This is a genomic window from Herbaspirillum sp. GW103 (assembly GCF_000261365.1).
In the GTDB taxonomy this organism is placed as follows: Bacteria; Pseudomonadota; Gammaproteobacteria; order Burkholderiales; family Burkholderiaceae_D; genus Herbaspirillum.
Genome location: NZ_AJVC01000003.1, coordinates 1,805,130 through 1,829,367, shown reverse-complemented (window position 1 = coordinate 1,829,367; position 24,238 = coordinate 1,805,130). Strand labels below are relative to the sequence as shown.

The window sequence follows — 24,238 nt, the reverse complement described above, 5'->3', positions numbered from 1 at the left end:
TTACTCGCTATCATGACTGCCACTCAAGTTCGTACCCGTTTCGCTCCCAGTCCCACCGGCTACCTGCACCTGGGCGGCGCCCGCACGGCGCTGTTCTCCTGGGCCTACGCCCGTCGCTTTGGCGGCACTTTCGTGTTGCGTATCGAAGATACCGACGTCGAGCGTTCCACCCCGGAAGCGGTGCAGGCCATCATCGAGGGCATGCAGTGGCTGGGGCTGGAGCATGACGAAGGTCCGTTCTACCAGATGAAGCGCATGGATCGCTATCGCGAAGTGATTGCGCAGATGCTGGAGCAGGGCACGGCGTATTACTGCTATTGCACCCCGGAAGAAGTGGAAGCCATGCGCGAGCGTCAGCGTGCGGCAGGCGAGAAGCCGCGCTACGACGGCACCTGGCGTCCGGAACCGGGCAAGACCCTGCCGGCCATTCCGGAAGGTCGCAAGCCGGTGGTGCGTTTCAAGAATCCGCAGGATGGCGAAGTCAGCTGGAACGATGTGGTCAAGGGCCCCATCACCATTTCCAACCGTGAGCTGGACGATCTGGTCATCGCCCGTCCGGACGGCACGCCGACCTACAACTTCTGCGTAGTGGTGGACGATTGGGATATGAAGATCACCCACGTCATCCGTGGCGATGACCATGTGAACAATACGCCGCGCCAGATCAATATCCTGAAGGCCCTGGGCGGCACGTTGCCCGAGTATGGCCACGTGCCGATGATCCTGGGTGCGGATGGCGAGAAGCTGTCCAAGCGTCACGGTGCAGTCAGCGTGATGGATTACCCGGCGCAGGGCTATCTGCCTGAAGCCATGCTGAACTATCTGGCGCGTTTGGGCTGGAGCCATGGCGACGACGAGATTTTCTCGATGCAGCAGTTCTGTGAATGGTTCGACCTGGATCACCTGACCAAGGCCCCGGCGCAGTTCAACCCGGAAAAGCTGAACTGGCTCAACAACCACTATATCAAGCTGGCCGACAACGCCCGCCTGGCTGATCTGGTCCGTCCGTTGTTGCAAGCACAGGGTGCGGTGTTCGAGGGTGCGCCTGATCTGGCGGCCGTGATCGCTTTGCTGAAGGATCGCGCCAATACCGTCAACGAGATTGCTGCGGCGGCCCTGATGTTCTACCGCCAGCCGGCCCCGGATGCGGCTTTGGTGGCGCAGCACATTACGGATGCCATCAAGCCGGCACTGGCCGACTTTGCCCAGCGTGTGGCGACCGTGGAATGGACCAAGGAAGCCATTGCCCCGATGATCAAGGAAGTCCTGGCTGCGCACGGCATCAAGATGCCGCAGCTGGCCATGCCCTTGCGCCTGATCGTGGCGGGTCAATTGCAGACGCCGGCCATTGACGCCGTGTTGCAATTGTTTGGTCGTGAGGCTGTTAAGGTACGTTTGGCGGCATATCTTTGAAAAAGAGAAATTATTTTTCAAAAACATGTTGTCTTTTGAAAATAGGTATTGCATAATCTCGCTTCTTCGCAACGGGGGTATAGCTCAGCTGGGAGAGCGCTTGCATGGCATGCAAGAGGTCAGCGGTTCGATCCCGCTTACCTCCACCAGCGACCCGCAGATGTTTGGCGGTGATATTTCAGGCGAAGCTTGAAGTGTAGAAACAAGAAGTAATATGAAGTACCTGCTTGTCCCCTTCGTCTAGAGGCCTAGGACATCACCCTTTCACGGTGAGTACGGGGGTTCGAATCCCCCAGGGGACGCCAGATTTCGATATCTGCGCTGTCACCCAGCAGGCAGCGCAGGTAGGTAGCGGTATAGTGTCCCCTTCGTCTAGAGGCCTAGGACATCACCCTTTCACGGTGAGTACGGGGGTTCGAATCCCCCAGGGGACGCCAGGTAGTAAGTAGTCTGATCTGACCGGTCAGGCTACCTTGAGGTTGGATAGTCCGGAGTTTGGGACTTTTCCTTTCGCAGGGGGTATAGCTCAGCTGGGAGAGCGCTTGCATGGCATGCAAGAGGTCAGCGGTTCGATCCCGCTTACCTCCACCAGCGACCCGCATGGAAATGTGGGGTGAATTGGCGGAAGAGCTGATTCGAGGAATGTAGTAGTTGTGACCGTTTTGTCCCCTTCGTCTAGAGGCCTAGGACATCACCCTTTCACGGTGAGTACGGGGGTTCGAATCCCCCAGGGGACGCCAAATAAAAAAGCCCGCGCATGCGGGCTTTTTTATTTGGTGGCCCCTAGCGATGTGCTTGAGCACATCGCGGGGGGGATTCGAAAGGTTTCGCTTGCAAGCGAAACCGGGCCCGCGGCACGTGGGCGCATCCCTCGCTCGCGCAGCGAGCGTTAGAGGGCGGTGGAGCGCGCACCGAACGCAATCCAAGCCACCCCAGCCAGCCGAAAGCCCGCGCATGCGGGCTTTTTTGTTTGGCGTCACCTAGCGATGTGCTTGAGCACATCGCGGGGGGGATTCGAAGGGTTTCGCTTGCAAGCGAAACCGGGCCCGCGGCACGTGGGCGAATCCCTCGCTCGCGCAGCGAGCGCTAGCCCGGATATTTCATGACTAGAAGTCGGCGGTCGCGCGATGAAGCGCGTTATTAAAGGCTCTCACACCAAATAACAACCGAGTACCGCCGATGCCAAATTGTACCGTTGAAGCAGTGGAGTTTGGACGGGGCGGCCGCCGCGTGATCGAGGCGGCTTTCGATGGAGGCGACATCGTTAGTGACGGCGGCGTGTTGCTGCTGCGGCAGGTTGATCAACGTATCGGCTTGACCCAATCGATAGCGCGCGTGTTCGATGATCGTCGTCGCCACGCCAGCGTGGCACACAGCATGCGCGACATGCTGGCGCAACGGATTTACGGCCTGTGCTGCGGCTGGGAGGATGTGTGCGACCACAACGTGCTGCGACGCGATCTGGCGTTGCAAACCGCCGTGGGTCGGGCCAATGAACTGGCCTCGGCACCTACCTTGAGCCGCCTCGAGACCTCGGCCACGCGCGCGCACGCAGCGGCCTTGCATGGCGTGCTGCTCGACCAGTTCATCGCCAGCAAATCGGAGCGTCCGCGAGAACTGATTCTCGACATCGACGCCACCCACATACCGCTCCATGGTGCGCAGGAGAGATCTCACTTCCACAGTTACTACGACAACTACTGCTATCTCCCACTGTACGTGTTCTGCGGGCAGGATATCCTGGCCTGCGTGCTGCGTCCGAGCAGCCGCGACCCGGCCAGTATCCTGAGTGCGCTGATCAAGCTGCTCGTGCGGCGCCTGCGTCAGGCGTGGCCGCGCGTGCGCATTATCGTGCGCGGCGATTCGGGCTTCTGCCGCCCGCAAGCGCTGCGGCGCTTCGAGCGATGGGGACTGCACTATATCGTCGGCCTGCAAAAGAACGCCGCCTTGATACAGCGTGTCGAGTTGGCCGAGCTGGCGTTGGCGGATATGTATCAAGAGGCCGGCACCAAACAGCGCATGATCGGTGAATTCGACTACGCCGCGCGTAGCTGGGATCGTGAGCGCCGCGTGATCGCGCGGCTTGAGCACGATGCACACGGCACCAATCCGCGCTTCGTCGTCACCAACCTGCAGGGCGACCCCAAAGCCTTGTACGAGCGACTGTACTGTGCCCGAGGCGAGGCTGAAAACCGCATCAAGGAAGCCCAGCTCGATCTATTCGGACGGCGTGCCAGCTGCCACAAATTTCAGGCCAACCAGTTGCGCCTGCTATTGGCGGCATTCGCCTACACGCTGATGATCAACCTGCGCCGACTCGCCCTGGGGGGGCACCGAGCTGGCGCGCGCCTGCACCGCCACCATCCGAGTCAAACTACTCAAGATCGGCACGACCATCGTGCGCAACACGCGTCGCGTGCGGGTGCTGCTAGCGTCCCAACACCCGCTCAAACACGTCTTCATCCACGCCGCGCAGGCACTGGCTCCTTAAAGACAAAAAGTGCTGTCCCCGGCACGCCATAAACAACGGGGGTAGGGGGAATTGCGCCTCAAAATACGCGAAGCGGCAGAATACGCCTCGAGAAACGGTTATACGACATACATCGCCCCCTTCCAGCGCACTTTGCTCATCGATTTCAAGACTGGTGAAATATCCGGGTTAGCTTCTTGCAGGCTTTGCAGCAGATCATCAAATAGTGCTTGTTCCATCTCATAGCTCCTTCACAAAGTCTCGCAGCAGGGCCGTTTCCCGCTCGGTCAGATCATCCTTCTTTGATTTTGAGTATTTGACATCCTCCCCCGCTTGAAGGCTGGGGATTCCTGCGGCGGCACGGCGATGAGATGCCCGCCGGCCCACGCTAGCTTGTAATCCAGTTGGCGGCGGGACTCGAAGCACCCCTGATCGAGGATGGTCTTGTTCAGGCCGGACTTGGCCCTAACATTCCTACCCGGCTGCTCGGTTGTACCTGCTGCCGACTTGGACATGCTGCGCACCATCGCGTGGTTTTGGCTGATCGTAGTCGTGGCCTCGTGCAGGTAGTCGCGGCGGGCGTTGCCGATGCCGCAGTAACCTGCGAAGAATTGGCGAAAATCAGGGGTCAGTTTGAGGTATGCGAAGACTACAAGGCGGAGTTGCTGGCGATGCGCAACAAGGGAACTCAAGCGCAAACTAAGACTGATCCAGCTACCAATAAAGGTGCGTGAAACGGTTAACTTTCTATCTGATTTACAGGCAAAATATCTCCATTTTTAGAGATAAAAAAGATGAAAATTTCGCGTGTTTTAGCTGTGTTTTCCGCGTCGTGTGCCGCCACTTTTTCGAGTGCCGCAAACGCGGATGATTGGGGTTGTGAGGTGCTCTTGTGCCTCTCTAACCCCGCTGGTCCCATGGCCGTGTCTCAGTGTGTGCCACCCATTAAGCGGCTGTATGAGGCCATCTTCAAGTGGAAGCCTGACCCCTTCCCCACGTGCGCCATGGCCACCAGCGCGAACGGTACGCGCAGCTATGCCAATGTCGAGTACAACAACTATTATGACGCCTGCCCTGCTGGTACAAGCGCCCTTTCTTCGGGCCGAAATGCAGTGCAGGGAACACCCGCCCAAGTCCAGGCGCAAAACAACGCTGGTTGGTGGAGAAATGGCCCCTTCACGAGCTTTTTCGTTGGCATTGGTGAAGGGTCATACTCGAATCTTGGTTATGGCGGGGAGGGTGGAAGCCCTCAGAAAAAGGTTTGTGTGGGCAACTCTGTTGGCACTGTGAATGTCACAGTGGGCAAAAGCTGGGATGATCGAACCATGTACGAGGTGGGCGTTTATGACCGCGTCGTATTCATTGACCCATTCTTGAGCGGCTTCGCCATTAAAGTGTACATGAACAACAATTTGTACCGTACGATTCGCCCTCAACTTTGATAAAGAAAGAGCACATGACCTACTTACTTCCCAAGCGTGCCATCCTCCCCTTGCTGGCCACCGGCAGCGCGTCGGTGGGCGTCACCCTGAAGTATGTAAGAAAATTGCCTCACTACGACGCGAGATAAGGGAGCACACTGGCAAGGTGCTTCGGGTGCTAGAAGCGGGCACCACGGTATGGGAAGCCAAGGGGCGCGGCCAAAGGCGGCGCAAGCGCAAATAGTTTTGAAAGGAATAGAAATGTCAGACCTAAAAAACGGTGTGCGGTACGAGGTGGCGTTAGAAGTTTTGGGGCAGGGTCGCCAGCCATTTATGCAGGCCATCCATGATGAACAGCAGAAAGCTAAGCCATCGCAGGACTTCATCCGTTATTGTGAAATGCGTTTGGCTGCACTTGATGAACTTCAAGACAGCCTCACCCCCACGGACACAGAAACCATTCAGCGCATCCTTGATGCAGATGCCGCGTTTGCGGTGCGCTGAGAATGGTTGAAGCATACAAGCCGCTCACTGATGAGCAGGTGAAAGCTATCGCGCTTGACTACTACGTAAAGCGAGCTGGAAAAACGACGGCACAGGATGAGCCGCGAATGGTGCTCGTTGGCGGGCAGCCAGGCGCGGGCAAGTCTCAAGCATCTATGCTGGCTAAGTCGGAACTGCGTGAGCAGGGCGGTTACATTCATATCGACGCCGACCGGATGCGGGAGCGCATCCCTTTGGGCAACAGCAAGCCGACATCTCAGGAGACGCAAGCTGACGCCGGCAAGCTGGTGCAGGCATTGCGTGAATTGGCTGTGGCCAACCGTCGCAACATCTTGGAAGAAGGTACCTACAGGGAGGCAGAAGGCGCAGAGCGCTTCGTGGCTGGCAAGCGAGAGCAGGGCTACAACGTCGAAATGCTGGCTGTGGCCACGCCACGCGAGCAGAGCTTGCTAGGCATCTACAACCGACATGAATTGCAGCACCAAGCAAAGGCCGACAATCCGCGCATGGTGGCGGAGACGTACCACGACGACGCTATGCGTGGCTTTGAAAATACGCTTACAAAGGCTGGTGGCGTGCTCGATCGTACTCGCGTCATTGACCGTGGCGGCAATGTCTTCTTCGACAGCCAGGCTCAGGGGCGAGGCAACGTGTTGGAAGCGCTCGCCGAGGGCCGCAAACTCACAGATGACAAGCTCAAGGAAACCGCCGATGTGTGGGCGGAAACTCGTGAAATGGCCGCGCAGCGTCAAGCACCACCCGGCTATCAAGCGACGCTACAAGACCACCATAAGCGCATCGAGGAGATGCAGAAGGAGCGGATTCATTGCCACGCCATGAACCAGCTCAACGCAAATGCGGCCACGCTTGCGCGTGATGCCAGGTAACCAACATGGCTGACGCGAAAGCGAACCCACTCATGGAAACCATCACTACAAGAGGCTTTACTGACCCGGTACGGATAGAGGCAGAGGCTAGGGCGATCGAGCTGGCCACGAAGCGAACCGACCAGGTTTTGAGCGAGTATGCAGCTAGGCCGGACACCTTTGGCGGGCGCTATGTATGTGCCGACAGTTTTAAAGAATTGATGCCAGGCTTTGCGCAGTCACGAGAGAGCCGTTCAGCGCTGAATGGTGCGGTTCACAACGCGGCTGCTGTTCTGTCCTCGGAGCAGTTTCGGCGGCTTGTTGAAGCAGGGCCAGCGCCTGACCGTGATACCGTGGTGTTTGTGACGGGAATCCCAGGTGCAGGGAAATCATCGACTGTTGCCTCTGCTGTGCTGGGTGTAGCTGCCGTCGTGTTCGAAGGGCAACTAAGTCGCCCAGAACCGGCGATGCAGAAGATCGAACAGGCGCTTGAAAAAGGGTTTAATGTGGAAATCGTGGCGGTTCACGTTGCGCCCGAGGTGGCCTTGGAGCGCACGAACTACCGCTATCTTGATCCCAACAATGGACGCGGGGCATCCTTGAGTGTCATGGCCGACATTCAAGGGAACTTGCCCGCCGGGCTGCGTCGAATCAATGAGCGGTTTGTTGATCGTGTGGGCCTTGAGGTGTTGGACAACAACCCTAGGCAAAGAACTGCGTATGAAGGATGGAAGCAGATCAATTTTTTAGAAAAGGAAGGCAATCGTGACGAAATCTACGCAAGACTCTCAGCAGCCCTCGACACCGGTTATCGAGAAGGAAGGTACTCAGCAGGGTTCTACACCCAAGCAGCAGGCCGACAGCCGCATAGCTTGGAGGCAGGAACTCGGCCGCAAGATGGTGGAAGCCGGGAATCGCATGGAGACAGACCCGGAGTATCGCAAGTACATTCAGAGCGTCACTCGTTAAAAGACGATCTGACCGCAGTACAGAAAGAGCGGATTCATGTCCACGCCATGAACCAGCTCGACGCGAACGCAGCCACGCTTGCGCGTGATGCCAGGTATGGCCAGCACACCGGGGGCGAGCTGGCCAAGGCGGTGTACTTTCGCGGGTTCCACGAGAAGGCCTCAGAGTTCAAGGGGATAGCGCCGGACTTTGCGAAGTACGACGCAACCGCAGCAGACCAACAGGCTTTTCACCGAGAATTTCGTGCAGAATCTGGAAGCTGATCGGAAGCGTGGTGAGATTCTGCGCCGCGACGAGCAGTTAGAATCCATCAAACAGAACATAGCGCGCGTGGAGCGGGAGGCCGTTGATTCATCGCTGCTGCACACCTCCGCGAGTCCTCGTTCGACGTAGGGCACGTGCGGCTTGTTCGTCTTATTGTTGGTGGATCGGAGCCGATAGTTGGCTTTCTTGTTCAGTATTTCACTAGAACGCTCGGCAGTGAGGCCGTACTCAAGTTGTTTTAACCGGGCGGCATCAGTAGCGCCAAGTTTGTTCCGATAGATTCCATTGGTATCGGTGTAGGAGTTGGCCATGAAACAACTTTAGATCCAAGAGCGAGACTGTTTGAATCCATCGAGAGTTTTGTGCATTTTATGAAGTCAAGTTTTTCTTGGATGACTTGAGCGTGAGTGACACGCCCTGCTAAAAGCGCTTCACGAATTGCGTGCATGTCCGCGTCAGGCTCAAATCCTTCGAGTGCAAAAATCGCATCAGTTTGTGCGAAGGCCCTTTTCATATTTCCTAACTCGAAATTATTCAGTGGGTGCACGGCAGGCCTCATCAAAGCGATTGCTCGTGTGTATCGCGCTGTTGCACGCGCTCAGTGGTCTTGTCCTGAATCTTCGACTCTGTCTCCTGATTCAGGCGCTTTAAAAACTGCGGGTCAACCGCCTGTTTGTCGAAGCGCGCGAGCGCTTCATCTTGCACAGGCTTGGGCTGCAACTTGTTCTGTTCGGTCACGATGCCGCGCCAGTAGGCCAGCTTGGTCAAGTCCTCTACCGACTTGTCGGCCATGCCGGGCCGTTTTTGCAGCGCTTGCATGTTGGTGGCGATGAACTTGCTGGCCTCAACGTGCATGGCCGCTTGGTTCTTGTTCAGATCGTGGCGCGGTGCCGCCGTTATGGCCTCTTCGCGTACCGTTGTTGCGCGCTCTGCCTTGCGCTCCTGCAGGGGCGTGATGGCGTTCGTAGAGCGCTCTTTCCGCAAGGTTTCCAGCGCGGCCAGGTCACTTTGCTTGGGCGTGTAACCCTGTGTCTTGATGCCTTGCGACTCAGCTTGCAACCAGGCTTCGCGCCGGAACTCTTGCGAGCCGGACAGCTTCAGGCTATCCGTTTACTTTCCTCATGTTGCTGGCGCAGTTGTTTGCGCTTTGTTTCTTGTGGTTCACGATTCCTTATGGCTTGCTGGGCTGGGTCTGCTATCACCTCAAGAGCAAGCCGAAATGGCCAGCAGAAATCCTGTCCAGCGTTGGACGTCGGTAGCGCAACGATCCCTCGAACGCTCCCCGACAGCATCATTTTTTCCAGACCAGCCAGTCGGTGTTTGTCTTCCCCGTAACACTTGCCGCAGGAATTTTGCGCTATCCTCCACCGCACCTCTGTTTTCAATCTCGTTGCAGGACCCCACTGATCGCAGGAGCGAAAATGACCGCAGCCGCCCATCTCGACATCGACCCTCGTGGCCTGGCCACGTTGACCCTCAATCGCCCTGATGTCCACAATGCTTTCGACGATCAGCTGATCGCCCGCCTGATCGTCCTCATCAACGAGGCGCGTGACGACAAACGCACTCGCGTCCTGCTGCTGGCCTCCACCGGCAAGTCCTTCTCCGCCGGCGCCGACCTGGCCTGGATGCGCCGCATGGCCGATGCCTCGCGCGAGGACAATCTGCACGATGCCCGCAAGCTGGCACTGCTGATGGAAACCCTCAACAGCTTCCCGGCGCCGACGGTAGCCAAGGTCCAGGGCGCGGTCATGGGCGGCGGTGTTGGCCTGGTCTCGTGCTGCGACATCGTGGTAGCTTCCGAGGCGGCTTTCTTTGCACTTTCCGAAGTCAAGCTGGGCTTGGCTCCGGCCGCCATCAGCCCCTACGTGATCGCCAAGATGGGCGTATCGCAGGCGCGCCGCTTCTTCGTCTCGGGCGAGCGTTTCACTGCCATTCGCGCCGCCGCCATCGGCCTGGTGCATGAAGTGGTGATGGCCCAGGAACTGGATGCCAAGGTCCTGCAAGTGATCGATACCTTGCTGGCCAACGGACCGCAGGCGATGCGCGCCGCCAAGCAACTGGTACAGGTGGCCAATCCGCTGCAGGTCACGCCTGAATTGGCGGAATACACGGCCGGCGTCATCGCCGACCTGCGCGCCTCGCCTGAAGGGCGGGAAGGCCTGCGCGCCTTCCTCGAAAAAGACGCCCCCGCCTGGACTCGCAATTCATCTGCAGCAGGATAAGCATGAAATCCATGCACGTAGCCATCGCCGGTGCCGGCCCGGCCGGCTTGGCCATGGCGCTCTATCTCAAGCGCGCCGGCCATCGCGTCACCTTGCTGGAACGCTTCGTCACGGCCGCACCGGTGGGTTCCGGCCTGATCCTGCAGCCCACCGGACTGACGGTGCTCGAAGACCTGGGCCTGTTCTCGCGCATCGCCGCGCTGGGCCAGCGCATCGACCGCCTCTACGGGGCCGACGCCCTCAGCGGCAAGACGGTGCTGGATGTGCGATATGACGCCGTGCGCGGCGGACGCTATGGCATTGCCGTCCATCGTGCAGCCCTGTTCGGTGTCCTGCAGGAGGCGGCGCAGAGGGAAGGGCTCGAAGCCGAAACCGGCCATGAGATCAACGGCCTGGAGCAGGGCAGCGCCGGTGCCAGCCTCACGACTGCGGACGGCCGCCGCATCGGCCCCTTCGATCTGGTCATCGATGCCAGCGGTGCCCGTTCGCTGCTGCGCCGCTACGCGCTCAATACCTGCGAGCCCAAGCGCCTGCCCTATGGCGCCTTCTGGGTTTCCTTGCGCGCCCAGCCCGGTCTGTCGTTCGGTGTCAATTCACTGGTGCAGCGCTATCGCCGCGCCAGCACCATGATCGGAGTGCTGCCCATTGGTCGTCCGAGGCAGCAGGATGATCCCATGGTGGCCTTCTTCTGGAGTACCAAGCCGGACCAGGTGGAGCAGCTCAAGCAACGGGGGCTGGAAGCATGGAAGGAGGGAATTCATGCGCTGTGGCCGGAATGTGATCCCTATCTGGCCCAGATCGATGGCTTCGAGCAGATGACGCTGGCGCGCTACGGCCATCACACCTTGCCTGCGCCGTATGGACAGCGGCTGGCCATCATTGGTGATGCCGCCCACTCGACCAGCCCGCAGTTGGGGCAGGGGGCCAACATGGCCTTGCTTGATGCACGGGCGCTGATTCATGCCCTGCAGCAGTCCGATACGCCGGAACAGGCGCTGCCGCGCTATGCCGCCTCGCGACGCCGCCACGTGCGGACCTTCCAGGCGATGTCGGCGATGTTCACGCCGTTCTACCAGTCCGATTCGGTGTGGTTGCCATGGGTGCGCGACCAATTGGCGGCGCGCTTGTCGGTGGTGCCGCCTGCACCGCAACTGCTGGCCCGGATGGTGGCCGGTACCCTGGTCGATCCCTTCACCTCGATTGGCTTGCAGGAGCGCGACTGGAACATCGCGCCCCAGCCCTCGGCCCTGGGCTGATGGCGTTCAGCCCGGGAGGGCGTTTTCCTTCACTTGCGCTCCTGGCGGCAGAACATGCGGCTGCGCAGCTGGCAGCGTTCGCGTTCCTCAGGCGTCATCGCTTCCCAGCGAGCGCGCATGAAGCGGCGCTTCTCATGCCAGCTGCCATGCCGCCCGCGAAAGCCGCCGAACAGCACCCGGCACAGCACCAGCAATCCCAGCGCCCGCCAGAAGCCGATCTCGGCCACGCCCGGGAAGATCGGCGGCATCACCCAGTTCCACAGCAGCATCACCACCACACCCAGCAGGGGCACGCACAGCAGGCACAGCAGCAGCTTCACGCCCCAGCGGCGCGGGTCACGCCCGCCACGGAAGCCACGATCGCGGCGTGCCGGGGTGGGGGGATTTTGAGGCATTTCATTCTGATCCATTACATCTCCAATTCGTCATAAACCGCCTGCAAGCGTTCACGCAAATGCAGGACTGCATAGCGCTTGCGCGCCAGCAGGGTATTCAAGCTGGTGCCACTGGCAGCGGCCATTTCCTTGAAGCTGAGGCCATCAAGTTCGTGCGCGATGAAGACTTCGCGCTGCGCCTCCGGCAATTCGTCCAGCGCCGCCTGCAAGGCTTCGATCAGCGCCGCACGGGCATAGGCCGCTTCGGGCCCGCCATCGCTGGCCGGCAGGACCAAGTCCAGCCGCCAGGCATCTTCGGCGCCGTCGACTTCCTCGATGTCGTGCGCCTCGGGCAGCGGCTCTTCCTTCTTCTTGCGGAAGCGGTCGATGATGCGGTTGCGCGCCACCCGGAACAGCCAGGCGCTGACCTGCTCGATGGGTTCCGGCAGGCGATAGGCCTGGACGAACTCGTAGAACACTTCCTGCAGGATGTCTTCGGCCTCACCGGCGTCGGCTACCCGACGGCGGATGAAACCGCCCAGCCGGCTACGCTCGCGCATGACGGTGGCGGTAATCTCGCGGTCCTGGTCGCTCATCGGGGAGAGGGTGGAAATGGGCTGCATGCCCTGAAGACGGTTGATCTCGGGGCATATTGTGGGCCAGCAGGAAAAAAAGGGGGGAAACTGCGAAGGGTAAATGAAGAAACAAGCAAAATCAGCGGGTTTGCGGGGAGCCCCCCACCCTTGGCAGCCGCTCCCCGCTTGAGGCGCCAGGCCTTACAGTTCGATGCGCGTGCCCAGCACCTGCAGGAACTGCGCCAGCCAGGCCGGATGCGCCGGCCACGCCGGTGCCGTGACCAGCTTGCCATCGGTGATGGCCGCATCCACGGCGATATCGGCGAACTGACCACCGGCCAGCTTCACTTCCGGGGCGCAAGCCGGATAGGCCGACACCTTCTTGCCTTCCAGCACACCGGCCGCCGCCAGCACCTGCGGGCCGTGACAGACCGCCGCGATGGGCTTGTCGGCCTTGGCGAAGGCTTGCACCAGTTCGATCACCTTGGGGTTCAGGCGCAGATATTCCGGCGCGCGGCCACCGGCCACCACCAGGGCATCGTAGGCGGCAGCGCTGACCTCATCGAAGCTGGCGTTGAGGGCGAACTGGTGGCCCGGCTTTTCGGTATAGGTCTGGTCGCCTTCGAAATCGTGGATCGCGGTCTTCACCTTGTCACCGGCTTTCTTGCCGGGGCAGACCGCATGAACAGTGTGGCCGACCATCTGCAGGGCCTGGAAGGGCACCATGGTTTCATAATCCTCGGCGAAATCACCGGTCAAGAGCAGGATCTTCTTTGCAGCCATCGTCATCTCCTTGGGATAAGGCCGCCAGCGCGGGGAGGAGCCGGGCGGCCGGGTTGAAACGCATTTCGTCGCGGATGGGCTGGCCGCCAGTCTCACTCCAGCCAGCGCATCCGACGCGACTGGCCCATCAGGAAGTCGCGGTTCAGTTCCACGCACTCGCGCAGGTAGCTCCACAGGGCCGACACCCGCGCCACATGGCGTTGTTCGCTGGAGGCCACCAGCCAGAAGGTGCGCGTGATGGCGATCTCCCCGGGCAGCACCGGCACCAGCTCTTCGGACTGCTGGGCCAGGAAGCAGGGCAGGATGGCCAGCGCCCGGCCGGCACAGGCCGCCGTGTATTGCGCCACCACGCTGGTGCTGCGAAAGGCCCGGAAGGCGTCCGGCGCCACCGTATCCTTGTAGCGCAATTCTTCACTGAAGACCAGATCATCGATGTAGCCGATGAAGTTGTGTTGCGCCAGGTCATCCACAGTATGAATGGGCGGGTGCTGCGCCAGGTAGTCACGTGAAGCATAAAGCTTCAGAACATAGTCGGACAGTTTTGTGACCACGTAATTACCCGACAAGGGCCGCTCGATCGAGACGCTGATGTCGGCTTCATGCTTGGACAGATTCACGAAACGCGGCATGGGCAGCATGTCCACCGTGATGTGCGGATTGCGCGCACAAAAATGTGCAATGTGCGGCGCCAGCACGAAGGTGCCGAAACCTTCGGTGGCGCCTAGCCGCACCTGGCCGGAGAGCTTGCTGTTGTGTCCGCCCAGCTCGTCGGTGGCGGCGTAGAGCGTGCTTTCGACCTGCTCGGCATATTCCACCAGCCGGTAGCCGTCCGCGGTGAGCTTGTAGCCGTGATTGTTGCGGTCAAACAGCTGGCTGCCGACCTGTTCTTCAAAACGTTTCATGCGCCGCGATACGGTGGAGTGGTCGATGCCCAGCTTCTTGGCGGCATCCACCAGGCCCTGGCTGCGCGTGAGTTCGAGAAAGATCCTGAGGTTGTCCCAGTCCAGCATGTGCTCTCCGTGATTTGCGATTTGCATCAATGCAAAAGCGTTTTGTCTTTGTGGTTATTGTATCGATAAATACGCACATGCAGAATAGCGGGGCCGTGACGGCACCCCGCGTAGAGAGGAGAGGTGCTGCAAGGCAGGAGACAACGGCAAGACCCGCCGTCCATGAACGCGGGCAGGTCCGACAACAATCACAAGATCAAGGAGACAAGATGTCCAAGAACGCTTTCGGCCGTTCCCTCACGGCTGCGGCCGTGGCCTGTGCGGTATCGCTGGGCGCCACTGCCATTCCCGCCCTGGCGCAGGACGCCAACACCGTCAAGATCGGCGTGCTCACCGACATGTCCGGCCCGTATTCGGCCATGGGTGGGCAGGGCTCGGTGGTCGCTGCCAAGATGGCGGTGGAGGATTGCCTCAAGAATGAGTGCAAGGGGATGAAGATCGAGATCCTCTCGGCGGACAACCAGAACAAGCCGGATGTTGGCGTCACCCGCGCCCGCGAATGGCTGGACCGCGACAAGGTCGAGGCCATCGCCGACCTCACCAATTCCTCGGTCGCCCTGGCGGTGCAAAAGCTCATCAAGGACAAGGGCGGCATTGCCATGTACAGCGGCCCGGCCACCGGTGCGCTGACCACGGCAGAATGCGCGCCCAATGGCTTCCACTGGATGTTCGACACCTACTCGCAAGCGGCTGGTGCGGCGGCGGCGCTGACCAAGCTGGGCAACAAATCCTGGTACTTCGTGACGGTGGACTACGCCTTCGGTCACTCGCTGGAAAAGGATGCTGCTGACGTGGTCAAGGCCAATGGCGGCACGGTGGTGGGCTCGGTGCGGCATCCGCTGAATGCTTCCGACTTCTCTTCCTTCCTGCTGCAGGCGCAGGCCTCCAAGGCCCAGGTGATCGGTCTGGCCGATGGCGGCACCGATGTGGTCAATGCCATCAAACAGGCACGCTCCTTTGCCATCGGCGGCAAGGACCAGCGCCTGGTGGCACTGCTGGTGTTCCTGTCGGATGTGCATGCGCTGGGACTGGAGGCCGCGCAGGGGCTGGTCTATACCGATGGCTTCTACTGGGATTACGACGAGCAGACGCGCGCCTTCTCCAAGCGCTTCGAAGCGCAGTTCAAGAACAACAAGCCGACCATGGTGCAGGCGGGCGTGTATTCCAGCGTCTATCAGTTCCTCAAGGCACGTGCAGCCGCCAAGACCTCCGACTGGAAGGTGGTGGCGCAGAAGATGCGCGAAATCCCGATCTCGGATGCCGTCATGCGCAATGCCTCCATCCGTCCGGATGGGCGCGTGATCCACGACATGTACCTGTACCAGGTCAAGACCCCGGCCGAGTCCAAGGGCCCGTGGGATTACCTGAAGCTGCTCTCGGTGATCCCGGCTCAGCAGGCTTTCCGTCCGATGGACGCGGCCTGCCCGCTGGTCAAGCAGTAATGCCTCTGGCCGGCAGCCGTGCTGCCGGCCTTGCTCTCCCCACCTCTTCACTATGGAAATCGCAATGAGCCAAGCCAACATCCCCAACGTTCCCCTGTACCTCAACGGTGAAAAGGTGCAGTCCACTTCCAAGGAGTGGCGCGATGTATTGAACCCGGCCACCCAGGAAGTGGTAGCCCGCGTGCCCTTCGCCACCAAGGAAGAAGTCGACCGGGCCGTGGCCAACGCCAAGGAAACCTTCAAGACCTGGCGCAATACCTCACTGGCGCAGCGCATGCGTATCATGCTCAAGTTCCAGCAACTGCTGCGCGAGAACATCGCCCCGCTGGCTGAACTGATCACCCGCGAACACGGCAAGACCCTGCCGGACGCCGAAGGTGAAGTCATGCGCGGCCTGGAAGTGGTGGAGCACGCCTGCTCGATCACCTCGCTGCAACTGGGCGAACTGGCCGAGAACGTGGCCGGTGGCGTGGACGTCTATACGCTCTACCAGCCGCTGGGCGTGGGCGCTGGCATCACTGCCTTCAACTTCCCGGTGATGCTGCCTTGCTTCATGTTCCCCATCGCCGTGGCCTGCGGCAATACCTTCGTGTTGAAGCCCTCCGAGCAGGATCCGACCTCGTCGCTGTTCCTGGTCGAACTGGCCAACCAGGCCGGCCTGCCGCCGGGCGTATTGAACGTGGTGCATGGCGGCCCGGACGTGGCCAACATGATCTGCGACCATCCTGATATCAAGGCGGTCTCCTTCATCGGTTCGACCCATGTCGGTACCCACATCTACCGTCGCGCCAGCGAGGCCGGCAAGCGCGCCCAGTGCATGATGGGTGCCAAGAACCACTGCATCGTGCTGCCCGATGCACCCAAGGATCAGGCCATCAACAACCTGCTGGGCGCGGCCTTCGGTGCGGCGGGCCAGCGCTGCATGGCGAACTCGGTGGTGGTGCTGGTGGGCCAGACGCGTGAATGGATTCCGGAAATCGTGGAACGCTCCAAGGCCATGAAGGTCGGCCCCGGCACCGACCGCAAGGCCGATGTCGGCCCGCTGGTTTCCAAGGCGGCCAAGGAACGTGTCGAACGCCTCATCGCCAGCGGCGTGGAGCAGGGTGCCAAGCTGCTGCTCGATGGTCGCAACTGCAAGGTGGCCGGCAGCGAGAACGGCAATTTCGTCGGTCCAACCGTCTTCACAGGCGTCAAGCCGGAGATGGATATCTACACCCAGGAAATCTTCGGCCCGGCCATGTGCATTGTCGAACTGGAGACGCTGGATGAAGCCATTGCCTTCATCAATGCCAATCCCAATGGGAACGGTACTTCCATCTTCACCAGCTCGGGCTATGCGGCGCGCAAGTTCCAGAACGAGATCGACGTCGGTCAGGTCGGCATCAACGTGCCTATTCCCGTGCCGGTGGCCTATTTCAGCTTTACTGGTTCGCGCGCTTCCAAGCTGGGCGACCTCGGCCCCAACGGCAAGCAGGCCGTCACCTTCTGGACCCAGACCAAGACCGTCACCGCGCGCTGGTATGCGCCCGACGAAGAGGCCGGTCAGGTCAACACCACCATCACCCTGAAGTAAGGAGAGCAGCATGAGCGCCAACATCGTCTTCATCGGCCTGGGCAACATGGGTTTGCCGATGGCGCAGAACCTGGTCCGGGCCGGTTTCTCGGTCAGTGGACATGACCTGGTCAAGGCCAGTGTGGACAAGCTGGTGGCAAGCGGGGGCAAGACCGAAGCCGATTCCATGGCAGCGGTGGCCAAGGCCGACGTCGTCATCACCATGCTGCCGGCCAGCCGGCATGTGGAGTCCCTCTACCTGGGCGAGGCCGGCGTACTGGCCTCGGCCAAGCCGGGGGCGCTGCTGATCGACTGCTCCACCATCGCGCCGGAAGCGGCGCGCAAGGTGGCGGCAGCGGCCGGGGCGCGCGGCTTCGAGATGCTCGATGCACCGGTCTCGGGGGGGACCAATGGCGCCACGGCAGGCACACTGACCTTCATGGTGGGCGGCAGCCAGCAAGCCTTCGAGGCGGCCCAGCCTTATCTGCAAAAGATGGGGAAGGCGATCTATCACGCAGGGGACAGCGGCAGCGGCCAGACCGTCAAGGTCTGCAACAACATGCTGCTGGGCATCCTGATGATCGGTACGTCCGAAGCCATCCGCCTGGGCATGGCCAACGGCATGGATCCCAAGGTGCTCTCGGAAATCATGTCCAAGAGCTCTGGACGCAACTGGGCGCTGGAAGTCTACAACCCTTGCCCCGGTGTGATGGAAACGGCACCTGCCTCCAAGGACTATGCCGGCGGTTTCGGCGTGGACCTGATGTTGAAGGATCTGGGTCTGGCGGTGGAAAATGCGCTGGCAACCAACTGCGCCATTCCGCTGGGCTCTACCGCCCGCAACCTCTACGACATCCACAGCATGAACGGTGCCGGCAAGCTGGACTTCTCCAGCATCTTCAACATGCTGGGCAAGGCGAAGTAAGGCCAAGGCCCGCAGGCAGAAAAAAGGGACGGCCGCTTGCGGGGCCGTCCCTTCCTTTTTCTGCATGCGGATGTGCAGCTTATTTCTTCACTTCATCCTCGATGTGGGCACGGATGATGTCGGCGAAGCTGGCATCGGCCGTAAAGCCCAGCGCCTTGGCGCGCTTGGCTTCGAAGGCGCCGGGCCAGGAGTTGACGATGCGTTTGATGGCTTCGTCTTCTTTCCACTCGATCAGTTGTGCCACTTCCTTGCCGGCCACTTGTTCGAGGGCATCGACCATCTCCCCGACGGTCACGCACAAGCCGTCGATGGAGAGGAAGCGGGCCAGACCGAGGTCGGCGCCATTGATTTCATGACCATGGATCAGGTTGGCGATGGCCTGGCGCGGCGACATCAGCCACATGCGGGTATCGGGCGTGACCGGGCAGACCGAGGGCTGGCCATTGAGCGGTTCGCGGATGATGCCCGAGGCGAAGCTGGAAGCCGCCTTGTTGGGCGCGCCCGGACGCACCGAAATGGTCGGCATGCGCAGCGCCCGGCCATCGATGAAACCCTTGCGCGAATAATCCTGCACCAGCAGTTCGCCCATGACCTTCTGTGCGCCGTAGGAGCTCTGCGGCATCAGCAGGGTGTTGTCCGGGACCACGGCCGGCAGCTCGCCGCCGAATACCGCCACCGAGCTGGTAAAGACCACGCGCGGCTTGGTGCCCAGGGCGCGGGCGCGCTCGAGGATGACGCGGGTGGCGTCGAAGTTGATCTTCATGCCCAGGTCGAAATCGGCCTCGGCGTGGCCGCTGACGATGGCGGCCAGGTGGAAGATGGACTGCGTCTCGGGCGTGATGACGCGCTCGATCACGGCAGCGTCGGCGATATCGCCGGTGACGGCTTCGATGCGCGGATCATTGAAACCCTGCGCCGGTACCACATCCAGCAGGGTGATGCGTTTGATGGCTTGCGGCTGGCCGTCGCGGCCGGTCAGGGTGCCGCGCTGCAGCAGCTGGCGCGCCAGTCGGCTACCCAGGAAACCGGCGCCGCCGGTGATGACGATGTGCATGTGTTCTCCTCGTGATCTGTCGTCGGAATAGGGGGATATGAACGCTTGAGCGAAACCCGTGCTGCGCATTATAGCGGAAGTTGTAATACAACTTTGAGAATATGAAGCGTAAGTCACAAAAGCCCATGCCTGCGCGGTATCATGCGCGCCATGAAGACTTCATCCTCCTCCAGGCCGCAGGCGTCGGCCCTTGGCTCGATGGCGGCGGCCGCGCGTGGCAAGACCACGCTGGCCGACCATGTCACCAGCGTGCTGGCGCAGCAGATTCGCAGCGGGGAATTTGCCCCTGATGCGCGGCTGCCGTCGGAGATGGAGTTGACGGAACGTTTTTCGGTCAGCCGCACGGTGATTCGCGAAGCCATCTCGCGCCTGAAATCCGAGGGCCTGGTCGGTTCGCGCCGGGGCAGTGGCACGGTAGTGCTACCGGTCACGCAGGCCACGCCGTTCCGGCTGGATCTGAAGGTGGATGACGGCCGCGACTCCATCCAGGCGGTGCTGCGGGTCATCGAGCTGCGGCGCGGGGTGGAAGGGGAGATGGCGGCCCTGGCGGCGCAGCGCCGCACGCGGGCGCAGAACCTGGCGATCCGGCAAGCCTTGCAGGACATCGATACGGCAGCAGCGGCGGGGCGCGATGGCGTGCAGGAAGATTTTGCCTTCCATGCCGCCATTTCCAATGCCTCGCACAATCCGCTCTACACCTCGCTGGTGCAGTTCCTGAGCCAGTTCCTGCATGCCGCCATCCGGGTGGCGCGCATGAACGAGGCGCGCAGCAGCGAGTTCGTGCAGCAGGTGCGCGCCGAACATGCGGCGCTGGCGCAAGCCATCAGCGACGGCAATGCCGAGGCCGCCCGGGCGGCGGCCTTGCGTCACATGGAGAATTCCGCCCAGCGCCTGCAGGCGGCCGACAAGGCTTTCTGGGCCAGTGCACAAGGGCAGGCGGCGGCGCGGGATCTGGCGCGGGTGAGGAGTGGAGGGTGAGCGCGGCGCTTCATTTGCTGCCCGGAAAACAGGCATAAAAAAACGCTGCACCAGGCAGCGTTTTTTATTGGCACCGGCAATGATCAGCCGCGCACGACCTTCTTGTATTCGTTGGTGCGGGTGTCGATTTCGATGTCGTCATCCTGGCTCACGAACAGCGGCACCATCACGGTGATCTGGTTGGCTTCGATGGCGTTTTCGATCTTGGCTTCCTTCAGGACGTTGCCCGAGGTGTTGCCCTTGACGGCCGGTTCCGAGTAGGCAACCTTGCGCACGATGGTGGTCGGCATTTCGACCGAGATGGCCTTGCCTTCGTAGAAGACGGCTTCGCACTGCATGCCATCCTTCAGGTAACCGATGGCGTCGCCCATGTTCTCGCCTTCGATTTCGTACTGGTTGTACTCTTCATCCATGAAGACGAACAGCGGGTCAGCGAAGTAGGAGTAGGTCACCGGCTTCTTGTCCAGCACCACGACGTCGAACTTGTCGTCGCCACGGAAGACGCTTTCCAGCGGGCTGTTGGTCAGCAGGTTCTTCATCTTCCACTTGTAGGTGAAACCGGTGCGGGAAGAACCGTTGACGTCCGAGCGCAGGACGATCATGGGCTTGCTGTCGACCATAATGATGTTGCCGACGCGGATTTCTTTTGCAAATTTCATAGCGATGTGTCGTGAAAAGTAGGTTTTTTCAAACTGTCAGTAGCCCACTGGTAAAACTTCACCGCAAGCCCACGTTCGATTGAATTCCAAATTGCGTTAGTTAAAACGATAGCCCGCTATTTTAACCCATTTTCTGCAGTCTTCCAGTCTTCGGCGGCCAGTCGCGCGGCGAAGCTCAGCAAATTGTTCATCCAGTCGCCATTTGCCAACATCTTCTGTACCCATTGTTCTGCTTGCCCGTTCAATGCCGGCAACTGCGTTTGCAGGGTTTGCCAGATGGCGTGCCAGTCCGGCTCACCCGGACAGGCGCCGTTCCAGGCGCGGTTGAGGTCGGCTACGGCCGGTGTGGCCGGGTCATAGATGTTCAGGAAGGCATTGAGCTTGGTGTGGTGCAGGTTCTTGTCCTGGTGGTAGATGTTCCAGATGAAAGGGCGAGCGGCCCATTGGGCCCGTACGAAGGAATCTTCACCCCGCACGAAATTGAGATCGCAGCTCCACAACAGGTTGTCGTAATCCGTCTGCGGCACGAAGGGCAGCACGCGCACGGTCAATGCACCTTGTGTCGCCACCCTGCCGGCGCGCATCGGCGTGCCAAAGAAGGCCTCGATCGCAGCGCGTCCCACGCCTTCCGGCACCAGGCAGGTGATGGGGGCCGGCGAAGCTTGCCAGGCCGCAAACAATTCGGGGATCGGGGCGTAGTCGTAGCAGAACAGCGAGACCTTGCAGGCCTGCGCCTGCTCTGGTGTCACGCCCAGCCTGGCCAGGAAGGCCGGTCCTTCGTTCGCGGCCAGGAAGGCCTGCCGTCGGGCTTGCAGGTCGGCTTCGAAGCTGAGCCCGCCGGTGCGCTCATTGAAGCCGGGAAAGAAGAAATACTTGGTCAGCTTCAGCGCGCGATGCGGGGAGGGCAGGGTGTGGCAGCCTTCGACCCAGGCTTCGGCTGACAAGCCTTCCAGGTTGAACCAGACGGGCTTGGGCGAGCGCTGTGCCATGGCTTCCACATAGCCGGGCGGAATCTCGCAGCCGAAGAATTCAATGACGATATCGGCCACGTCGTCCGGCGTGAACTGACCATCCTGGCCACGCCAGTGCAGGACCGTCACGCCGCTGAGCTCTTGCGCATGCGCCTGCGTGTCTACCGTGGGCCAGATGCGCCGGAAGCTCACCAGGTCATCCACCCACAGCCGCACCGCCAGCCCGTGCTCGTGCGCCAGCTGCCGCGCCAGGCGCCAGCAGATGCCGATATCGCCGTAGTTGTCGACGACCTTGCAGAACAGGTCCAGTGAGCGCAGGGGATTGGGGTGGGAATTCATCGATATGCAGAAAAAAGCAGAAGCAGGCCGCATGATACCGGCTTGGCCGCGTGGCGGATGAAGGGAAATGAACGACTTGGACAAATTTTTTCAAATTAAATAGCTTGCAATTAAATTTTGAGCAGTTTAATATGCAGCACATGGACAAGACGCAGACAACGAATCTCCCCGACGCACTGATGGACGAAGCCCTGCTTCTGGACAATCAGCTGTGTTTCGCGATGTATTCGGCGTCGCTGGCCATGACCAAGGCGTACAAGCAGATCCTGGCCCCGCTGGAGATCACCTATCCGCAATATCTGGTGATGCTGGTGCTGTGGGAAAGGGATGGCATCACCGTCTCGGAGCTGGGCACGCGTCTGTTTCTGGATTCTGGTACGCTGACCCCCCTGCTCAAGCGCATGGAAAGCATGGGTTTGCTTCACCGCAATCGCGATGCCGGCGATGAGCGCCGGGTGGTCGTGAGCCTGAGCGAGGCCGGTCGCGCCCTGCGGGAAAAGGCCAAGGCCGTCCCGCAGCAGATGAGCTGCATGCTGCCCGCGCTGGACCGGATCAAGGCGCTGGTGGTGGAATTGAAGCAGGTCCGCAAGGGCCTGGTCGACGCCGAAAATGAATGAAAATGTAACAAGCTTTGTGGTTTATATTGTGCGCAATAATATAGTTAATTATTTATATCGTTGACGCCGCCGCAGGGAAGGTCGCAAGAACGCAGCACCGCAGCATTGGAAGTGAAGCAGCAAGACAATCTGGCAAGCCGGTGATGAACGAAAGAACGAAAGCGAATCTTTCGACATCCCACCCCTCAAACGAAACCCGCAAGGGTGACGACAACCTGAACTTTGAAAGGAAATACCATGCCCTCGAACAAGATCGAAAAAGCCCTCTACACCGCCACCGCTACCGCCACTGGCGGCCGTGAAGGTTCGGCCAAGTCCTCCGACGGCGTCCTGGACGTCAAGCTGTCCACCCCCAAGGAACTGGGCGGCGCCGGTGGTAACGGCACCAACCCGGAACAACTGTTCGCCGCCGGTTACTCGGCTTGCTTCCTGGGCGCGCTCAAGTTCGTCGCCGGCCAGGCCAAGGTGGCCCTGCCTGCGGACGCCAGCATCACCGGCAAGGTCGGCATCGGCCAGATTCCGCAAGGTTTCGGCATCGAAGCCGAACTGAACATCTCGCTGCCGGGCGTGGACCGTGCCGTGGCGCAGGATCTGGTGAACAAGGCGCACCAGGTGTGCCCGTACTCCAACGCCACCCGCGACAACATCAACGTGACCCTGAACCTGGTGTAATGCCTTCAGGCGAGGCGGGGCCGACACGGCTCCTGCCTGCGCTGGTCAGTCTGAAAGAAAACGCCGCTGCGTCCCTGAGGTCGCCGCGGCGTTGTTGCGTTGGAAGGTGTTTCAGCAGGCCCGATGTTCGTGGCGCAGCAAGCCTTGCAGCAAGGTACGCGCGATGCAGCGATGAAAGGGCATGATCGCGGCCAGGTGGAGCTTGCCCAGCCAGCGCTTGGTGCGTACGACGGTGGTCACGATGAGCCACTGATCGTCTGCCGCTTGCGCCGCCGTATCGGGAAATTTTTCCACGCACAGACGGAAATCCAGATGGCTGTCATCGAGCCCCATGACCACGCGCGCCGGTTCGGCCAGCAGCAGCGGAAAGCCCGCCGGCGCGCCATGGTCGCCGGCGCGCTTGAGACCCAGCGGCGCCACCAGGCGATCGCGCAACTGCATCAAGGCGCTGATCCAGGCCGGCTGCGAGGCCATCATGCGTTCGGCGATCTCGGTGCTGTTCAATTGCGCCAGTTGCGGCGTGAGGCGGATGCGGTAGCTGTCGGCGAAACCTGCGCCCGGCAACAGGGCCCAGTGACGGGCTGCGGGGGCGACTTCTTCGGCGTGCGGGGCAGGGGCGGCGGGCATGATGATCTCCAGGCAAGTTGAAAAAAAGCCGGCAGCGACGCTGCCGGCCTTGCTCGCGGGATTACACGATCACGCGAACTTACCTGCCGTTGCGCCGCTGCTTTTCCGCCGCACGGGCGCTGGCGAAGCGTTCGTGGGTTTCCTCGGCCTTGCGACGGCCGAAGGCATAGTTGGCTTCCAGCCACATGACGTTGATGATGCCGAAGGCCAGTGCCAGGCCGATGCCGAGTATCCAGGCGAAATACCACATGATGTTCTCCTCGTTGCAGTTT

Annotated in this window: 24 protein-coding genes, 5 tRNA genes and 2 pseudogenes; 19 read left to right on the top strand and 12 right to left on the bottom strand. The window is 60.7% G+C overall.

What is annotated here, in order from left to right:
* Window positions 1–12 precede the first annotated feature (12 nt).
* The 7 genes and pseudogenes from gltX to GWL_RS11690 all read left to right on the top strand — a co-directional run bounded on the left by gltX (window position 13) and on the right by GWL_RS11690 (window position 3,904).
* Entirely contained in the window at window positions 13–1,413 is a 1,401-nt protein-coding gene (gltX, locus tag GWL_RS11720) for a glutamate--tRNA ligase (RefSeq protein WP_008330222.1), read from the top strand.
* A 73-nt stretch (window positions 1,414–1,486) separates the two neighbouring features.
* Window positions 1,487–1,562: transfer RNA gene (locus GWL_RS11715), tRNA-Ala, on the top strand.
* 80 nt (window positions 1,563–1,642) lie between these two features.
* Window positions 1,643–1,718 (top strand) — tRNA-Glu (locus tag GWL_RS11710).
* Between the two features lie 56 nt (window positions 1,719–1,774).
* Window positions 1,775–1,850: transfer RNA gene (locus tag GWL_RS11705), tRNA-Glu, on the top strand.
* Window positions 1,851–1,928: 78 nt separating this feature from the next.
* Window positions 1,929–2,004, top strand: a tRNA-Ala gene (locus GWL_RS11700).
* A 73-nt stretch (window positions 2,005–2,077) separates the two neighbouring features.
* A tRNA-Glu gene (locus GWL_RS11695) sits at window positions 2,078–2,153 on the top strand.
* Between the two features lie 439 nt (window positions 2,154–2,592).
* Window positions 2,593–3,904: pseudogene (locus GWL_RS11690) on the top strand (IS1380 family transposase).
* 323 nt (window positions 3,905–4,227) lie between these two features.
* Here GWL_RS11690 and GWL_RS11685 read toward each other — a convergent pair.
* A pseudogene (locus tag GWL_RS11685) lies at window positions 4,228–4,473 on the bottom strand (cytosine methyltransferase); the annotation flags it as partial.
* Window positions 4,474–4,887: 414 nt separating this feature from the next.
* Between GWL_RS11685 and GWL_RS22735 the strand changes: the two are divergent.
* The 4 genes from GWL_RS22735 to GWL_RS11665 all read left to right on the top strand — a co-directional run bounded on the left by GWL_RS22735 (window position 4,888) and on the right by GWL_RS11665 (window position 7,906).
* Window positions 4,888–5,325: a hypothetical protein gene (locus GWL_RS22735; RefSeq protein WP_237713553.1), complete on the top strand. Its 438-nt coding sequence runs from the start codon at window positions 4,888–4,890 to the stop codon at window positions 5,323–5,325.
* A 240-nt stretch (window positions 5,326–5,565) separates the two neighbouring features.
* On the top strand, window positions 5,566–5,808 hold the full coding sequence (locus tag GWL_RS11675; protein WP_034350473.1) for a hypothetical protein: 243 nt from the start codon (window positions 5,566–5,568) through the stop codon (window positions 5,806–5,808).
* A 2-nt stretch (window positions 5,809–5,810) separates the two neighbouring features.
* On the top strand, window positions 5,811–6,695 hold the full coding sequence (locus tag GWL_RS11670) for a zeta toxin family protein (protein WP_034350693.1): 885 nt from the start codon (window positions 5,811–5,813) through the stop codon (window positions 6,693–6,695).
* Window positions 6,696–6,727: 32 nt separating this feature from the next.
* Window positions 6,728–7,906: a zeta toxin family protein gene (locus tag GWL_RS11665; RefSeq protein WP_157174229.1), complete on the top strand. Its 1,179-nt coding sequence runs from the start codon at window positions 6,728–6,730 to the stop codon at window positions 7,904–7,906.
* A gap of 239 nt (window positions 7,907–8,145) precedes the next feature.
* On the opposite strand, the gene GWL_RS23390 is transcribed toward GWL_RS11665, so the two are convergent.
* Complete coding sequence (locus tag GWL_RS23390) at window positions 8,146–8,454, bottom strand: antitoxin VbhA family protein (RefSeq protein WP_157174228.1); 309 nt, start codon at window positions 8,452–8,454, stop codon at window positions 8,146–8,148.
* A gap of 11 nt (window positions 8,455–8,465) precedes the next feature.
* Entirely contained in the window at window positions 8,466–8,966 is a 501-nt protein-coding gene (locus GWL_RS11660) for a hypothetical protein (protein WP_008330207.1), read from the bottom strand.
* A 362-nt stretch (window positions 8,967–9,328) separates the two neighbouring features.
* Here GWL_RS11660 and GWL_RS11655 point away from each other — a divergent pair, with 362 nt between their 5' ends.
* On the top strand, window positions 9,329–10,132 hold the full coding sequence (locus GWL_RS11655) for an enoyl-CoA hydratase-related protein (RefSeq protein ID WP_008330204.1): 804 nt from the start codon (window positions 9,329–9,331) through the stop codon (window positions 10,130–10,132).
* 2 nt (window positions 10,133–10,134) lie between these two features.
* Entirely contained in the window at window positions 10,135–11,388 is a 1,254-nt protein-coding gene (locus GWL_RS11650) for an NAD(P)/FAD-dependent oxidoreductase (RefSeq protein WP_008330202.1), read from the top strand.
* Window positions 11,389–11,417: 29 nt separating this feature from the next.
* Here the strand turns inward: GWL_RS11650 and GWL_RS11645 are convergent, their stop codons facing one another.
* The 4 genes from GWL_RS11645 to GWL_RS11630 all read right to left on the bottom strand — a co-directional run bounded on the left by GWL_RS11645 (window position 11,418) and on the right by GWL_RS11630 (window position 14,130).
* Entirely contained in the window at window positions 11,418–11,798 is a 381-nt protein-coding gene (locus tag GWL_RS11645) for a hypothetical protein (RefSeq protein WP_008330200.1), read from the bottom strand.
* Window positions 11,798–12,385, bottom strand: a complete 588-nt coding sequence (locus GWL_RS11640; RefSeq protein WP_008330198.1) for an RNA polymerase sigma factor — start codon at window positions 12,383–12,385, stop codon at window positions 11,798–11,800. The genes GWL_RS11645 and GWL_RS11640 overlap by 1 nt, the downstream gene beginning before the upstream one ends.
* Window positions 12,386–12,538: 153 nt before the next feature.
* Window positions 12,539–13,120 carry a DJ-1/PfpI family protein gene (locus tag GWL_RS11635; protein ID WP_008330196.1) on the bottom strand — a complete coding sequence of 194 codons (582 nt, stop codon included), beginning with the start codon at window positions 13,118–13,120 and terminating at the stop codon, window positions 12,539–12,541.
* A 92-nt stretch (window positions 13,121–13,212) separates the two neighbouring features.
* Window positions 13,213–14,130, bottom strand: coding sequence for a LysR family transcriptional regulator (locus GWL_RS11630; RefSeq protein WP_008330195.1), 918 nt, complete (start codon window positions 14,128–14,130; stop codon window positions 13,213–13,215).
* 209 nt (window positions 14,131–14,339) lie between these two features.
* On the opposite strand from GWL_RS11630, the gene GWL_RS11625 reads away from it, so the two are divergent.
* From GWL_RS11625 to mmsB, 3 genes are all read left to right on the top strand, one after another.
* On the top strand, window positions 14,340–15,572 hold the full coding sequence (locus GWL_RS11625; protein ID WP_008330194.1) for an ABC transporter substrate-binding protein: 1,233 nt from the start codon (window positions 14,340–14,342) through the stop codon (window positions 15,570–15,572).
* A 64-nt stretch (window positions 15,573–15,636) separates the two neighbouring features.
* Window positions 15,637–17,145 (top strand): CoA-acylating methylmalonate-semialdehyde dehydrogenase, encoded by a 1,509-nt coding sequence (locus GWL_RS11620; protein WP_008330193.1) that lies wholly within the window; start codon window positions 15,637–15,639, stop codon window positions 17,143–17,145.
* A 10-nt stretch (window positions 17,146–17,155) separates the two neighbouring features.
* Window positions 17,156–18,049 (top strand): 3-hydroxyisobutyrate dehydrogenase, encoded by an 894-nt coding sequence (gene mmsB / locus GWL_RS11615; RefSeq protein ID WP_008330192.1) that lies wholly within the window; start codon window positions 17,156–17,158, stop codon window positions 18,047–18,049.
* 79 nt (window positions 18,050–18,128) lie between these two features.
* Here mmsB and denD read toward each other — a convergent pair whose 3' ends face one another.
* Window positions 18,129–19,103 (bottom strand): D-erythronate dehydrogenase, encoded by a 975-nt coding sequence (gene denD, locus GWL_RS11610; protein ID WP_008330191.1) that lies wholly within the window; start codon window positions 19,101–19,103, stop codon window positions 18,129–18,131.
* 141 nt (window positions 19,104–19,244) lie between these two features.
* Between denD and GWL_RS11605 the strand changes: the two genes are divergently transcribed.
* Window positions 19,245–20,081 carry a FadR/GntR family transcriptional regulator gene (locus GWL_RS11605; protein WP_008330189.1) on the top strand — a complete coding sequence of 279 codons (837 nt, stop codon included), beginning with the start codon at window positions 19,245–19,247 and terminating at the stop codon, window positions 20,079–20,081.
* An 83-nt stretch (window positions 20,082–20,164) separates the two neighbouring features.
* Here the strand turns inward: GWL_RS11605 and GWL_RS11600 are convergent, their stop codons facing one another.
* Window positions 20,165–20,740, bottom strand: a complete 576-nt coding sequence (locus GWL_RS11600; protein WP_008330187.1) for an elongation factor P — start codon at window positions 20,738–20,740, stop codon at window positions 20,165–20,167.
* A gap of 116 nt (window positions 20,741–20,856) precedes the next feature.
* Entirely contained in the window at window positions 20,857–22,050 is a 1,194-nt protein-coding gene (earP, locus tag GWL_RS11595) for an elongation factor P maturation arginine rhamnosyltransferase EarP (RefSeq protein ID WP_034350470.1), read from the bottom strand.
* Window positions 22,051–22,181: 131 nt separating this feature from the next.
* Between earP and GWL_RS11590 the strand changes: the two genes are divergently transcribed.
* Window positions 22,182–22,667 (top strand): MarR family winged helix-turn-helix transcriptional regulator, encoded by a 486-nt coding sequence (locus GWL_RS11590; RefSeq protein ID WP_008330183.1) that lies wholly within the window; start codon window positions 22,182–22,184, stop codon window positions 22,665–22,667.
* A gap of 237 nt (window positions 22,668–22,904) precedes the next feature.
* Window positions 22,905–23,339: an organic hydroperoxide resistance protein gene (locus GWL_RS11585; RefSeq protein WP_008330181.1), complete on the top strand. Its 435-nt coding sequence runs from the start codon at window positions 22,905–22,907 to the stop codon at window positions 23,337–23,339.
* Window positions 23,340–23,450: 111 nt separating this feature from the next.
* Here GWL_RS11585 and GWL_RS11580 read toward each other — a convergent pair whose 3' ends face one another.
* Together GWL_RS11580 and cydX are read right to left on the bottom strand one after the other, a co-directional pair.
* Window positions 23,451–23,966, bottom strand: coding sequence for a DUF2867 domain-containing protein (locus GWL_RS11580; RefSeq protein WP_008330179.1), 516 nt, complete (start codon window positions 23,964–23,966; stop codon window positions 23,451–23,453).
* Window positions 23,967–24,045: 79 nt separating this feature from the next.
* On the bottom strand, window positions 24,046–24,216 hold the full coding sequence (cydX, locus tag GWL_RS22995; RefSeq protein WP_008330178.1) for a cytochrome bd-I oxidase subunit CydX: 171 nt from the start codon (window positions 24,214–24,216) through the stop codon (window positions 24,046–24,048).
* Window positions 24,217–24,238: the final 22 nt, after the last annotated feature.

Excerpts from the sequence above, each read along its gene's own strand:
- gltX (WP_008330222.1), top strand. The coding sequence starts at position 13 with ATGACTGCCACTCAAGTTCGTACCCGTTTCGCTCCCAGTCCCACCGGC.
- GWL_RS22735 (WP_237713553.1), top strand. The coding sequence starts at position 4,888 with ATGGCCACCAGCGCGAACGGTACGCGCAGCTATGCCAATGTCGAGTAC.
- GWL_RS11675 (WP_034350473.1), top strand. The coding sequence starts at position 5,566 with ATGTCAGACCTAAAAAACGGTGTGCGGTACGAGGTGGCGTTAGAAGTT.
- GWL_RS11670 (WP_034350693.1), top strand. The coding sequence starts at position 5,811 with ATGGTTGAAGCATACAAGCCGCTCACTGATGAGCAGGTGAAAGCTATC.
- GWL_RS11665 (WP_157174229.1), top strand. The coding sequence starts at position 6,728 with ATGGAAACCATCACTACAAGAGGCTTTACTGACCCGGTACGGATAGAG.
- GWL_RS11655 (WP_008330204.1), top strand. The coding sequence starts at position 9,329 with ATGACCGCAGCCGCCCATCTCGACATCGACCCTCGTGGCCTGGCCACG.
- GWL_RS11650 (WP_008330202.1), top strand. The coding sequence starts at position 10,135 with ATGAAATCCATGCACGTAGCCATCGCCGGTGCCGGCCCGGCCGGCTTG.
- GWL_RS11645 (WP_008330200.1), bottom strand. The coding sequence starts at position 11,798 with ATGGATCAGAATGAAATGCCTCAAAATCCCCCCACCCCGGCACGCCGC.
- GWL_RS11640 (WP_008330198.1), bottom strand. The coding sequence starts at position 12,385 with ATGCAGCCCATTTCCACCCTCTCCCCGATGAGCGACCAGGACCGCGAG.
- GWL_RS11635 (WP_008330196.1), bottom strand. The coding sequence starts at position 13,120 with ATGGCTGCAAAGAAGATCCTGCTCTTGACCGGTGATTTCGCCGAGGAT.
- GWL_RS11630 (WP_008330195.1), bottom strand. The coding sequence starts at position 14,130 with ATGCTGGACTGGGACAACCTCAGGATCTTTCTCGAACTCACGCGCAGC.
- GWL_RS11625 (WP_008330194.1), top strand. The coding sequence starts at position 14,340 with ATGTCCAAGAACGCTTTCGGCCGTTCCCTCACGGCTGCGGCCGTGGCC.
- GWL_RS11620 (WP_008330193.1), top strand. The coding sequence starts at position 15,637 with ATGAGCCAAGCCAACATCCCCAACGTTCCCCTGTACCTCAACGGTGAA.
- mmsB (WP_008330192.1), top strand. The coding sequence starts at position 17,156 with ATGAGCGCCAACATCGTCTTCATCGGCCTGGGCAACATGGGTTTGCCG.
- denD (WP_008330191.1), bottom strand. The coding sequence starts at position 19,103 with ATGCACATCGTCATCACCGGCGGCGCCGGTTTCCTGGGTAGCCGACTG.
- GWL_RS11605 (WP_008330189.1), top strand. The coding sequence starts at position 19,245 with ATGCGCGCCATGAAGACTTCATCCTCCTCCAGGCCGCAGGCGTCGGCC.
- GWL_RS11600 (WP_008330187.1), bottom strand. The coding sequence starts at position 20,740 with ATGAAATTTGCAAAAGAAATCCGCGTCGGCAACATCATTATGGTCGAC.
- earP (WP_034350470.1), bottom strand. The coding sequence starts at position 22,050 with ATGAATTCCCACCCCAATCCCCTGCGCTCACTGGACCTGTTCTGCAAG.
- GWL_RS11590 (WP_008330183.1), top strand. The coding sequence starts at position 22,182 with ATGCAGCACATGGACAAGACGCAGACAACGAATCTCCCCGACGCACTG.
- GWL_RS11585 (WP_008330181.1), top strand. The coding sequence starts at position 22,905 with ATGCCCTCGAACAAGATCGAAAAAGCCCTCTACACCGCCACCGCTACC.
- GWL_RS11580 (WP_008330179.1), bottom strand. The coding sequence starts at position 23,966 with ATGCCCGCCGCCCCTGCCCCGCACGCCGAAGAAGTCGCCCCCGCAGCC.
- cydX (WP_008330178.1), bottom strand. The coding sequence starts at position 24,216 with ATGTGGTATTTCGCCTGGATACTCGGCATCGGCCTGGCACTGGCCTTC.